The sequence below is a fragment of the Paraburkholderia sediminicola genome, from assembly GCF_046030555.1.
Lineage (GTDB): Bacteria > Pseudomonadota > Gammaproteobacteria > Burkholderiales > Burkholderiaceae > Paraburkholderia > Paraburkholderia sediminicola_E.
This window is the reverse complement of sequence record NZ_JAQQCH010000044.1, coordinates 1-11,870: the sequence shown is the minus strand read 5'-3', so window position 1 is coordinate 11,870 and position 11,870 is coordinate 1. Positions and strand designations below refer to the sequence as shown.

Below are 11,870 nucleotides of genomic sequence, written 5' to 3'. Positions count from 1 at the left end.
CTCACGCATTCCACCTCACCAACGACCACTGCTGCGCCGCCTCGTCCCTGCGCAACCACACAACCCCGGTCATCTCCAGCGACCACCGCAGACTGCGCTCCAGCGGCACATCCAGCACCAGCGACGCGATCACCCGCATCACCCCGGCATGCGTGACCACATACGCGGGCGACAGTTCACGCGTCTGCGCGAACGCGTCGAACCACGCCCGCACCCGCGCGACGAATTGCGCGACGCTCTCGCCGCCATGCGCCCGCGCGTGCTCGAAGTTAGCCGCCCAATCGTCGAGCAAGCCGCGATCGATCGCATCCCAGCGCTGCTGCTCCCAATCGCCGAAGTCCATCTCCTTCAGACGATCGTCATGACTGAGCGCACAACCGAAATCGTTCGCCATGACCGACGCCAGCGTCGCGCAACGCGTCAGCGGACTCGACATCAGCACACGCGGCGGGGGCACCTGCAGGGTCGCAAGTTTCAGTGCAAGGGTACTCGCGGATATTTCGACGTCCCCGGCAAGCGCCACATCGCTGTGGCCGTAGCACACACCCGAATCGAGCGCGACGGCGGGATGACGAATCAGGACGATATCCATGCGAGCCCCACGAGGTAGATGCTCAGTTCAAAGATCTGTTGCGCGAAGCCGAGACAGTCGCCGGTGTAGCCACCGATGCGCCTGACGAAATAGCGGCCCAATGCGAAGCGTAGTGCCACCAGGACGGCGAGCGTCACACAGGCGAAGCGCCAATCCGGCGAATCCAGCCAGTTCGGCCAGAGCAACCATGGCAAACCGAACGCGGCCGCGCAGAGCAGCGCGGGACCGCTCAAGCGCTGCGCAACCGGTTTGGCTTTGCCTTCGGCACGCACATAGTCGAGTGTGCCCAGATAGCTGATTGCAAACACGCGGCTCGCCGCATGCGCTGCAATCATCAGACTTGCGGCGCGCATTGGCGGTAACGCGGCGAGCGTTTGCCACTTCAATGCGAGTGCGATCACGAGCGCGATGGCGCCGAAAGCACCGATGCGCGAATCATGCATGATGCGCAACACGTCCTCGCGCGTATAGGCGCCACCGAACGCATCGACGCAATCAGCAAGGCCGTCCTCGTGAAACGCGCCGGTAACGAGAAGCGACGACGCCATCGACAGCAGCACCGCCACGCCCGCTGGAAAGGCATGCAGCGCCGCGAGATAAACCAGCGCGCTCAAGCTGCCGATCAATAGGCCGACGAGCGGAAAATAACGCGCCGCCGCATTCAGATAGTGCGGCTCAAAGCCAACCCAACGTGGCACCGGCACGCGCGTGAAATAGCCAAGCGCCGTGAAGAAATAGCGTAATTCAGCGAGCGGGTTCATGAGCGAGCGAGGCGCATGCTTCTATAGGGTGACACTTTGCATGACAGCGCCTTTGACAGATCACACATCACGATTCGCGACACCGGCCGATTCGAAGCTCGCCATTTCATTGACGAATGCCACCGCCGCGCGCAGCAGCGGCACCGCGAGCACCGCACCGGTACCTTCGCCGAGACGCATATCGAGCGAGAGCAAGGGCAGCGCGCCGAAATGATCGAGCATGCGCCGATGCCCCGCCTCGTTCGACGCATGCGCGAACACGCAATATTCGCGCACCTTCGGCGCGAAGGCATCGGCCACCAGCAATGCCGAAGTCGCAATGAAGCCGTCGACCAGGATCGTCATACGGGCTTGCGCGGCGGCGAGATACGCGCCTGTCATCATCGCGATTTCGAAGCCGCCGAAGGTGGCAAGCACCTTGAGCGGGTCGTTGGAAACGGCGTGATGCGCGAGCGCCGATGCGAGTACGTTGCGTTTTTTCGCGAGTCCCGCGTTGTCGAGACCGGTCCCACGGCCGACACATTCGTCGATCGGCACGCCGCACAGGCGGCTCATCAGACACGCGGCCGACGACGTATTCGCAATGCCCATTTCGCCGAAGCCGATCACATTGGTGCCGAGCGCCGCGTGATGCCGCACGCGAGCCGCGCCTGCCTGCATCGCGGCAAGCGCCTGTTCGTGCGTCATCGCGGGTTCGTGCGCGAAGTTGCGCGTGCCGGCCGCAACCGGAATATCGATCAGACCTTCAGTCGACGACAACGGTGTCGCAATGCCTGAGTTGACCACTTCGAGCTCGACGCCGGAGACGCGGCTCAAGGCATTGATCGCCGCGCCGCCCGCGAGAAAGTTAGCGACCATTTGCGCGGTTACAGCTTGCGGATACGGGCTCACGCCTTCCTGCGCAATACCGTGGTCGCCGGCGAACACGATCATCGCCGGACGTTCGACCGCGGGATGCGTCGTCCGCTGGATCAAGCCCATCTGGCGCGCGAGCGTTTCGAGCCGCCCAAGACTGCCGGGCGGCTTGGTCTTGGTATCGATGATGTGTTGCAGTTCGGCACGCAGCGTTTGATCGAGCGGTTCGACTTCGGTCAATCCCGACAAACCTGGCAAAGAAGTCATAGACGTTTCTAGAAAAGAGAATGTTTTGATGAAGCGGTTAGCTTGCCGGTGTGTCATAGCCCGCAGTCGATTCGTGACGCGAGCGCGCCGCGGGAATCAGCGCCTCATGCTCACCATCGCGAATCAGAATCAGCGGATAGCCGAACGCGCGGCTCGTCAGCGTGGGCGTCAGCACGTCGCGCACCGGCCCAGCATACGCGCCTCCGTTGCCGTCCAGCAGCAGCGCATGCGTCGCGAAGCGGCGCGCGAGGTTCAGGTCGTGACACGAAAACACCACTGTACGCCGAGGCTCGCGCGTCCAGGCGGTCAGCGCCTCGAGACAGTCGATCTGGTGGTGCAGATCCAGATGTGAGAGCGGTTCGTCGAGCAGCAACAACGGCGCCTCCTGGCACAACACCGCTGCCAGCGCGACGCGTTGCCGTTCACCGCCCGAAAGCGACAGCACGTCGCGCGCAGCGAATGCAGCGAGGCCCAATGCGTCCAACGCGGCATTCGCGGCAGCGCGATCGGCCTCGCCTTCCCAACCCCAGCCTGTCAGATGCGGAAAGCGGTTCAGCATCACGATGTCGAGCACGCTCGCGCTGAACGCGTCCGCAGCACTTTGTGGCATCAGCGCGCGACGCTGCGCGAGCGGCAATGGCGGCCAGTCGGCGAGACGCACGCCGTCGAGTTCGACGTGACCCGCCGCGGGTTGCGCCAGGCCGGCGAGCGTGGATAGCAAGGTCGTCTTGCCCGCGCCGTTGGGCCCGGCGACACACCAGATCTCGCCTGCGTAGAACGTATGCGTGAATGCGTCGAGCAAGGTGCGCATGCCCGCACGCAAGGTCAGGCGTTGCGCGCTGAGCGCCGAATGCGGGGCGGTGTGTGCGGTCATCATCGGCGCCTGCGCAACAGCATCCACAAAAACACCGGCACGCCGACAATCGACGTGATCACGCCAACCGGCAATTGCGCCGGCGCAATCACGGTACGCGCGATCAGGTCCGCGCCCATCACCGCGACACCACCGCCGAGCGCCGCAGCGGGCAGCAGCATGCGCTGATCGTTACCGAACGCGAGCCGCAGCATATGCGGCACCACCAGGCCGACAAAGCCGATCGTGCCCGCCGTGGTCACCGCCGCGGCGGCCGCCAGCGACGCGACCAGATACACGCGCAAGCGCAGCGGCATCACGGCGACGCCGAGCGCCTGTGCGGCGGCGTCGCCTCGCAGCAGCACATTCAGACGCGGCGCAGCGGGCACGATGGCCACCAGCACGACGACGAGCGCGGCGAGCGCCGTCCACGGCATCGCGCCGCCGTTCAGATCGCCGGTCAGCCAGAACAGCATGCCGCGCAGACGATTGTCTGGCGCGAGATTGAGCAGCAAGGTAATGACGGCGCCCCAACCGGCCGCGATCACCGCGCCGGTCAGCAGCAAACGCGGCGACGTATCCTGCGGCTCACCGCGCCACAACTCGCGGCGTGCGAGGCCAAGCACCAGCAGGATCGACACGAAAGCGCCGGCGAACGCGCTGGCATCGACGATCCACCAGGCGCAACCGGCGATCATCGCGACCAGCGCGAACGTCGCCGCGCCGCCCGACACGCCTAACACGTAGGGTTCGGCCAATGGGTTGCGCAATAGCACTTGCAGCAGCGCTCCGGCCAGCGCAAGCAACGCTCCGCACGCGAAGCCGGCCAACGCGCGCGGCAAACGCAGCGTGCGCACGATCTCACCGGCAAGGTCGCCGGGCTCGACATGCGACGCGTGCGACGGCAGCAACGCCGCCAACACGCGCGCTGGCGCGAGCGACACGCTGCCGAGCGCGAGCGACGCCATGAGCACAACCAGCGCGATTCCCGCGAGCACGAGCCAGATCGCGGCCGCGCGTTTCGCGCTCATCGCGCGCCGCGTGGTCGTGGGCATCGGGCTCGAGCCGCGGTTCATCAGCGCCTTCTCACGCACGGATGCTCGTCACTGCTGCTGCCAGCCGACCGTGACATACGCACCGCGGCGCGGCGAGTTATACGAGTAGGCCGTTTCATAGTCCTTGTTCAACAGGTTCTGGATTTGCGCGGCCACGTACCACGCCTTTGTGATGTTGTAGCGCGCCGACAGATTCACCACCCCGTACCCGCCCAGCGTGCCGCTGCTATCTTCACGGGCGCCGCTGACGATCCACTCGCCGCCGACACGCCACCCCGCAATACTGCGGTTCACCGCCAGCGAGGCGAAGCGCCGTGCACGCCGCACGAGATCGGTATCGCTATCGAGGTCGACCGGATTTTGCAGCGTCACCGACGCGCGCACATCCGTCTTGCCTACATGGCCGCTCCACGATCCTTCGAGCCCCTGCACCTTCGCACGGCCGACGTTCTCGGCCAGGTAGATGCCGGGCGTAACCTGCTCGTAGTCGATCAGATTCGAATAACGCGTCTGAAACGCGTTCAGACGCATCACGCCAAGCGCATGCGATGCGTACTGCAACGCTGCTTCGATCGAATGGCTGCGCTCCGGCTGGATCGACGGGTTGCCGCTGATCGGATAGTACAGATCGTCGAAGCTCGGCGCGCGAAACGAATCCGAATAGCTTGCAGTCACCTTCCAATGCTCGCTGATGTCGAAACCGTAGCCGAGATAGTAACTGTTCGCCCCGCCGAAATCGGAATACTGATCGCGCCGCACGTTGGCCTGAATCTGATTGCGCCCAAAGCGTCCCGTGTAGCCGACAAAGCCCGAATCAACATGTCGATCGGGCGCCGCAAACGTATCCGAGTCGAGGCTCTGATCGAGATGCTCGTAGCCGACCTGCAGTTTCTGTTGCGCGGCGAGCGCGAAATCGTTTTGCCACGTGTACTGGCGATTGTCGGTATCGAAGCGGCCGTTGTAGAGGCCGTTGGTATTCGACACGCTGCGGTCGTCGCCTTCCGAAACGACAAAGTGCGTGGTCCACCAGTCGGTCAGCTTGCCGTTCGCGAACACCGACACCTGGCGCACTTTGCTGTAGAGGTTGTTCAGATCGGTCGGCACGCCGTACGCGTTGTCGTAGCTGTTATTGCCGTTCGACTGGAAATAGGTGACGCCCGCGTCCCATTTGTCGCTGAACTTGTGACGCAGCGAAGCCGAGATGCTTTCGTTCAGATAGCCGTTCGCGTTCGGATTCGCACCGGGCGCCTGTGCCGGATTGAGCGAGGAGAAGCCGTCGTCTTTCGAGCGCGCGAGCGAGATGCTGAAGGTCGTGTTGCCGTCTTTATCCAACGCGCCGTTCACGCCCACCTGCTGCGTCTGCGTGTGATAGCTGCCGTAGCCCACCGAGAAATTGAAGCGCGGCGGATGGTCGCCGCCGTCTTTGGTGAACACCTGTACCACGCCGCCGATCGCGCCGGAGCCGTAAAGCGCGGACACGTTGCCGTTCACGACTTCAACGTGATCGATCTGGTCGAGCGGAATCTGTGCGAGTTGCGGTGCGCCCAGACTCACCGAATCGACCCGCACGCCGTCGATCAGCAAAAGCGATTGCGTCGACGATGCGCCTCGCAGAAACAGGCTCGCTGTGGAACCCGGGCCACCGGTGCGCGAAATTTGCGCGCCGGGCGCGAGTTGCAGCAGACCGGGCAAATCGGTTGCGGTCGTATCGGCGATGTCCTGCTGGTCGAACAGCGTGGTCTGCGGGATCGCGTCGGCGAGCGGTTGCGGCCCGCGCTCCGCGGTGACTACCACGGGCGACAACACTGCGGGAGACGAACCGGCGGCCCCCGAATCATCAGAAGAGGATGGAGACGGCGACGAAGAAGACGCAGCCTGAGCATGCACGACGAGCGGCAGGCTCGCAAAGGCGAGCAACGCCGCGCGAGCGATAGGGGACAGCATGGGGTGGCATTCCTGTTGATAGCGTGCGCGGCCCGCTTCCCCGCGGGCCGATGCGTAACGAGGCGCCCGCGCTATTTTACGTTTGCGTGGGGGCAATCCTCTCCCTCTGGCCGGTATCCGGGCTGGCGACACATCGATCCCACCTTCCCACGCGTGACGCGCAGTGGCACACTTGCGTGTTCGGCTTCAAACACGCGATCAGGATCGACCTGCATGACGTATGCGGTCGCTTACCGTTGCGGGGGCAGCGCAGGTTCGCGCGTTCTGGCGAACAGCGCGCCCTGCTTCCCGTTTAACTGCGCGCACTGTGGAAAAGCGCGCGCGGGCACCAGAGTGCGGCCAGTTTAGGAGCGGCCCTCGAGTCCGTCAAGAATGGTTAATCCGTGCGCAATCTGTTCTGTTATGTGCAGGTTAATGTCCGATGCACGAGTCGTTTTTCATCATATGGTCGATAAAAGCCTGCACAAAGCGATGTTGTTACGTCTCGAAACGAGACAATTGTCGGAACCTGCGACATTCCGCGCTAAAATGCGATGTCTTTAGAGGACGCAGCAGATGCTCACCGAACTCGAAACACTTTCACAGAATATCGGCAAGCTGATCACGATCAGCCAACGCCACAATGAAGCGCGGCTCGCGCTCGAAGATCAGCTCGCCCAAACGCGTGCCGAAGCAGAGGCCACGCGCACTGAACTCGCGTTGATGCGCGAGGAGCGCGATGCACTGCAAGCGGAACGCGACGCGCTGTCGGCAAAGATCGACGACGCCCAGGTACGCCTGAATGCGATCCTCGAAAAGTTGCCGCGGGCTCGTGCGCAGAGCGAGCCGGACAATCAGCTCGATCTGCTCGAGGCAGCGCCGCACGAGGTCGAAGCGGAAAGCGACGCCACCCGCCATGGAGAAAATGCATGACCACCAAGCAGATCGAAGTATCGATTCTCGGCGTGCCCTATCGCCTCGCCTGCTCGCCGGAAACAGAAGGCGCGCTGCTTGAGGCGGTTGCGCGCGTCGACGCCGAGATGTCGAAGATCCGCAATAACAGCAACGTACGCGGCACGGATCGCATTGCCGTCATGGCTGCCCTGTCGCTGGCATCGGAACTGCTTAAGCTGCAAACGAGCGTGCGACACGGAGAAGCATTTCCCGCCGAAGAAATCCGGCGTACAATGCATCAAATGAACGAACAACTGGGTACTGTGATTCAGCAGTACAGCATGCAGTAAGCACCAGCAGTCTCGAACAATTTCAAGTGGCCGGTCCCGAGATCGGCTACGAATTCAAGCGAAATGCATGAGCAAAGACTCACGCAAACACTTGGGTTCAATCGGTTTGACCTCCCTGCCTGGTTCGCCAAGGTCATATATTCCTTGAACCAATGCCATGTGCACGGTTGTGGAAATTTGTAGCACGGGTGTGCGCGTCACTCTGTCTGATGTACCCGAAGTGCTGCTAACTGCGACCAATTCTGAACCCCCGGTTCAGGATGCCGGCCTAGCGGCTAAGGCGGGGACCTTCTTCAAAACGGCATCGAACTTCGGTTCGGTGCCGTTTTTCTTTGGGTCCCGGTTTTTCTTCTGTATTCTCAAACCTTTAACGTTCAATTCGATTCATGCGCTACTGGCTAATGAAGTCCGAACCGGACGAAGCAAGCATCGACCATCTCGCCCAGGCTCCGCAACACACGTTGCCCTGGACCGGCGTGCGCAACTATCAGGCACGCAACTTCATGCGCGACATGATGCAGGTCGGCGACGGTGTGCTGTTCTATCACTCGAGTTGCCCTGAGCCGGGTATTGCGGGGCTCGCGGAGGTGTCGTCCACCGCTTATCCGGACCCCACTCAATTCGACAAAAAGAGCGTCTACTACGACCCGAAGTCGTCGCAGGAAACGCCGCGCTGGCTACTCGTTGACGTGGTGTTCAAGAAGAAGATCCCGTTGATTCCGCTATCCGCACTGCGCGAGCATGAAGAATTGAAGGACATGCGCGTACTCGCCCGAGGCAACCGCCTGTCGATCACGCCGGTAACCGAAGCCGAATGGCGCTTCATCACCAAACGTCTTGCTTGACGTTGCATACGCACATGCGACCCGCTGCTGCAATCATGTGCAAATCCGCGCGCGGATGAAAGCAAACGTTGAGCAAACGTCAAATTAGGGAACCAAGCCCAGGTTACAAGCGCCTAACGGACTCGCAAACGTCGTGCCGTTGCACGGCGTTCGCTCCAATCGTGCACAAACCTGTTCAAGCAAGGAGTCCAAGAATGACGAAAAACACCGCACGTGCACTCGCTCTCGCTCTCGTATGCGCCGCCCCTGCTGCGCTCGCGTTGACGCCAGCCATGGCCCGCGCGCAAGGCGTGACGCAGTATCAGCCCGCGGGCGTGCTGTCGCTGAATGCACAGGCAAGCGCGGAAGTGCCGCAAGACGTCGTCGATATCACGCTGTTTTACGAGCAGGAAGCGAGCGATCCTTCCGCGCTGACCTCCACGCTGAATCAGCGCGCCGATGCGGCACTGCAAAAAGCCAAAGGCGTAAACGGCGTAACGGCCCGCACCGGTTCCTTCTCGATCTACCCGTCCACCGATCGTGACGGCCGCATTTCCGCATGGCGCGGCCGTACGGAAGTCGTGCTCGAATCACACGACTTCGCCGCGGCGTCGAAGCTCGCGGGTCAGATGGCATCGATCATGCAGGTCGGCAACGTGCAGTTCTCGCTGTCGCCTGAAGCACAACGTACTGCGGAACAGAAGCTCACCGGCGAAGCCATCAGGTCGTTCCGCGAGCAAGCCACGTCATCGGCGCAGGCATTTGGCTACAGCAGCTATTCGATTCGCGAAGTCAACGTCGGGCACAACGGCGTCATGCCGCGTCCGATGATGATGATGAGCGCACGCGCCATGAGCGCCGATGCGAAGGCATCCGCGCCCGTGCCGCTCGAAGGCGGTACGTCGACTGTGACGGTCAACGTGTCCGGCTCGGTGCAGATGAAGTAACGCGTTTTACACTTGATGGTCTGCTTTGAGGCCGTAAAGTAAAAAAGCCACGGCATGCCGTGGCTTTTTCATTGGCTTATTTCATTGGGTGTTCACTACGATAAAACGTAGCGATCAGTTCGCACCGACCGTTTGCACCGATTTACGCCGCGCACGGCGATAGGACCACACCAGTATTCCGATGCCAACGAGGATCATCGGCAGCGAGAGCCATTGGCCCATCGACAGACCCATTGCCAGAAGCCCAAGGAAGTCGTCCGGCTCACGCGCGAATTCCACTGTGAAGCGTGCGAGGCCGTAACCGATCAGGAACACCGCGGAAATCGCGCCCAGCGGCTTCGGTTTGCGCGAGAAGAAGAACAGCACGAAGAACAGCGCTACGCCTTCGAGCGCAATCTCATACAACTCCGACGGATGACGCGGCAGCATATGATATTGCGCGAACACTTCGTTCAGATGCCATTGCGCGGCCAGTTGCGGATGTGTGGTGAGCCACGTGGCGTCATCTGGTGCGGCGCCGGGAAACAGCATCGCCCACGGCGCCGACGGATCGGTCACACGGCCCCACAACTCGCCGTTGATAAAGTTGCCGAGGCGCCCTGCCGCGAGCCCGGTCGGCACCATCGGCGCGACGAAATCGGTGACCTGCAACCACGAGCGTTTGCGCTGATACGCGAACAGCACCATCGCCAGCGTCACGCCGAGGAAGCCGCCGTGAAACGACATGCCGCCTTCCCACACCTTGAAGATGTCGAGCGGATGCGCGAAGTAAAAGCTCGCCTTGTAGAACAGCACGTAGCCGAGCCGGCCGCCGAAAATCGTACCGAGCACGCCGTAGAACAGCATGTCGTCGATGTCCTTGGCGGTCCAGCCTTGCGCGGCGACGTACGGCAAACGCAGTCGCAGCCGGCCGACGACGATCGCCGCGATGAACGCGACGAGGTACATCAATCCATACCAGCGCACAGCAAGCGGCCCCAGATGAATGGCAATGGGGTCGAAATTCGGGTGAATGAGCATCGTGTTGTTATGGGCAGTTCAGGTTCAGAAGCGGATTTCTAGTCTATTTCGAGCAACAGCCAGCGGTTTGCACACCATGCGGCGCATGCGTTGGACGGTTCGGTTTGCAATGCGTTCGCGCCAGCGTCGGCCCTAATCGCGAAGCGCCGCGACCTGCGCCTCAAAGGCGGCCGCGTGCGCTCGCACGATTTCGATGAAGCCGGCCAACACTGGACCCACCTCCGCCGTGCGCCAGACCAGCCCCGTCTCGATCGCCGGTACCGATTCGGCGAACGGCCGGTACACGACGCCGGTGCGGCGCAGGTTACGCAACGATTGCGGCACCAGTGCGACGCCCATCCCGGCCGACACGAGGCTCACGATCGTCTGCATCTGGATCGCCTCCTGGCCGACCCGGGGTACGAGGCCCGCCGCGCCGTAGCAATCCATAATGATGTCATAAAAGCCTGGCGCCAGACGTCTTGGGAAGATCACGAGCGGTTCGTCGGCGACGTCGCGCAAGCTAATCGGCGTGTCCAGCCACTCGGCGCGCGGGTCGGCGTCAGACCCGGTGGCGCTGCCTACGCGCGCCGCCGTTTCCGTCGACATCGCGATCACCAGCGGCTCGCGGGCGATCGGCAGCCACGAGAGCTGGGTGGCATGGCGCGACGGTAGCGGCGCGATTGCGAGGCCCGCGTCGATACGCCCGGCCACGAGTTCTTCCACCTGCACGTCGCTGGTGGCTTCCGTCAATTCGAGGCGCACCCGTGGGTGCCGCGCGCCGAAATCACGCAGCAGCAACGGCAGCAGGCCGTAATCAGCCGTGGAAACAAACGCCAGCGACAGCGCTCCCGCCTCGCCACGCGCGAGGCTCTGCGCCAGCGGCCGCAGCCCCTCGGCACCCGCCAGCAGGCGCTGCACCTCCGGCAGGAGGTCGGCGCCCACCGGGGTGAGCTCCACCGAGCGCTTGGTGCGCGCGAACAACGCCACGCCGAGCGTCTCCTCCAGCGCGCGAATCGCCTGCGACAACGGCGGCTGCGTCATGGAAAGGCGCGTGGCCGCCCGACCGAAGTGCTTTTCTTCGGCGACGGTCACGAAATAGCGCAGCTGGCGCAGGTCAGGGATAGCGGGCAGCATGATTAATATATTTTACGACCTAATCAAGCCTGAATAATATATTGGACACACGCCTGGCAAAACAGCATCCTTGCGCGACGCGTCGGAACTAAACTGGACTGAAGCGCCGTCGTACCGGCCGGCAAGCGCATTGACGACGTCGGCGTAGCGCCTGCCGCACCCACTGGGCGGCAAACACGCGGCACGGATCAAAACAAAACAGATTGGAGTCCCCCATGGCATACAACCGTCGTTCAAAGAACATCACGCAAGGCGTGGCGCGTTCACCGAACCGCTCGATGTACTACGCACTCGGCTACGAAAAGGCCGATTTCGACAAGCCGATGATCGGCATCGCCAACGGCCACTCGACCATCACGCCGTGTAACGCCGGCCTGCAGCGTCTGGCCGACGCGGCCGTCGCCGCGGTCAAA

The 11,870-nt window shown here is 62.6% G+C and carries 12 protein-coding genes, 1 other RNA gene, 1 pseudogene and 1 riboswitch; of the genes and pseudogenes, 6 read left to right on the top strand and 8 right to left on the bottom strand.

Annotated features, from left to right (window positions below; translation table 11 throughout):
- Position 1: 1 nt before the first annotated feature.
- From cobC to PQQ52_RS33575, 6 genes are read right to left on the bottom strand one after another with little or no spacing between them, the layout of a single operon-like run.
- On the bottom strand, positions 2-592 hold the full coding sequence (gene cobC, locus PQQ52_RS33600) for an alpha-ribazole phosphatase (RefSeq protein WP_408221171.1): 591 nt from the start codon (positions 590-592) through the stop codon (positions 2-4).
- Entirely contained in the window at positions 577-1,353 is a 777-nt protein-coding gene (locus PQQ52_RS33595; protein ID WP_408221169.1) for an adenosylcobinamide-GDP ribazoletransferase, read from the bottom strand. The genes cobC and PQQ52_RS33595 overlap by 16 nt, the downstream gene beginning before the upstream one ends.
- Before the next feature lie 60 nt (positions 1,354-1,413).
- Positions 1,414-2,475: a nicotinate-nucleotide--dimethylbenzimidazole phosphoribosyltransferase gene (gene cobT, locus PQQ52_RS33590; RefSeq protein WP_408221167.1), complete on the bottom strand. Its 1,062-nt coding sequence runs from the start codon at positions 2,473-2,475 to the stop codon at positions 1,414-1,416.
- A gap of 37 nt (positions 2,476-2,512) precedes the next feature.
- Positions 2,513-3,352, bottom strand: a complete 840-nt coding sequence (locus tag PQQ52_RS33585; RefSeq protein WP_408221165.1) for an ABC transporter ATP-binding protein — start codon at positions 3,350-3,352, stop codon at positions 2,513-2,515.
- Entirely contained in the window at positions 3,349-4,404 is a 1,056-nt protein-coding gene (locus PQQ52_RS33580; RefSeq protein ID WP_408221209.1) for a FecCD family ABC transporter permease, read from the bottom strand. Before PQQ52_RS33580 ends, PQQ52_RS33585 begins: the two co-directional genes overlap by 4 nt.
- Positions 4,405-4,431: 27 nt before the next feature.
- On the bottom strand, positions 4,432-6,327 hold the full coding sequence (locus PQQ52_RS33575) for a TonB-dependent receptor domain-containing protein (RefSeq protein ID WP_408221163.1): 1,896 nt from the start codon (positions 6,325-6,327) through the stop codon (positions 4,432-4,434).
- A 91-nt stretch (positions 6,328-6,418) separates the two neighbouring features.
- Positions 6,419-6,675: riboswitch (cobalamin riboswitch) on the bottom strand.
- A 207-nt stretch (positions 6,676-6,882) separates the two neighbouring features.
- On the opposite strand from PQQ52_RS33575, the gene PQQ52_RS33570 reads away from it, so the two are divergent.
- From PQQ52_RS33570 to PQQ52_RS33550, 5 genes are all read left to right on the top strand, one after another.
- Positions 6,883-7,239 carry an ATPase gene (locus PQQ52_RS33570; RefSeq protein ID WP_408221161.1) on the top strand — a complete coding sequence of 119 codons (357 nt, stop codon included), beginning with the start codon at positions 6,883-6,885 and terminating at the stop codon, positions 7,237-7,239.
- Positions 7,236-7,550, top strand: coding sequence for a cell division protein ZapA (locus PQQ52_RS33565; RefSeq protein WP_064269037.1), 315 nt, complete (start codon positions 7,236-7,238; stop codon positions 7,548-7,550). Before PQQ52_RS33570 ends, PQQ52_RS33565 begins: the two co-directional genes overlap by 4 nt.
- Positions 7,551-7,659: 109 nt before the next feature.
- Positions 7,660-7,841, top strand: a non-coding RNA gene (gene ssrS / locus PQQ52_RS33560) — 6S RNA.
- Between the two features lie 95 nt (positions 7,842-7,936).
- Positions 7,937-8,395 (top strand): EVE domain-containing protein, encoded by a 459-nt coding sequence (locus PQQ52_RS33555; protein WP_408221159.1) that lies wholly within the window; start codon positions 7,937-7,939, stop codon positions 8,393-8,395.
- A 194-nt stretch (positions 8,396-8,589) separates the two neighbouring features.
- Positions 8,590-9,321, top strand: a complete 732-nt coding sequence (locus tag PQQ52_RS33550; protein ID WP_408221157.1) for an SIMPL domain-containing protein — start codon at positions 8,590-8,592, stop codon at positions 9,319-9,321.
- 114 nt (positions 9,322-9,435) lie between these two features.
- Here PQQ52_RS33550 and lgt read toward each other — a convergent pair whose 3' ends face one another.
- Together lgt and PQQ52_RS33540 are read right to left on the bottom strand one after the other, a co-directional pair.
- Positions 9,436-10,341: a prolipoprotein diacylglyceryl transferase gene (gene lgt / locus PQQ52_RS33545; RefSeq protein WP_408221155.1), complete on the bottom strand. Its 906-nt coding sequence runs from the start codon at positions 10,339-10,341 to the stop codon at positions 9,436-9,438.
- Between the two features lie 132 nt (positions 10,342-10,473).
- On the bottom strand, positions 10,474-11,457 hold the full coding sequence (locus tag PQQ52_RS33540) for a LysR family transcriptional regulator (protein WP_408221153.1): 984 nt from the start codon (positions 11,455-11,457) through the stop codon (positions 10,474-10,476).
- 215 nt (positions 11,458-11,672) lie between these two features.
- On the opposite strand from PQQ52_RS33540, the pseudogene PQQ52_RS33535 reads away from it, so the two are divergent.
- A pseudogene (locus PQQ52_RS33535) lies at positions 11,673-11,870 on the top strand (dihydroxy-acid dehydratase); the annotation flags it as partial.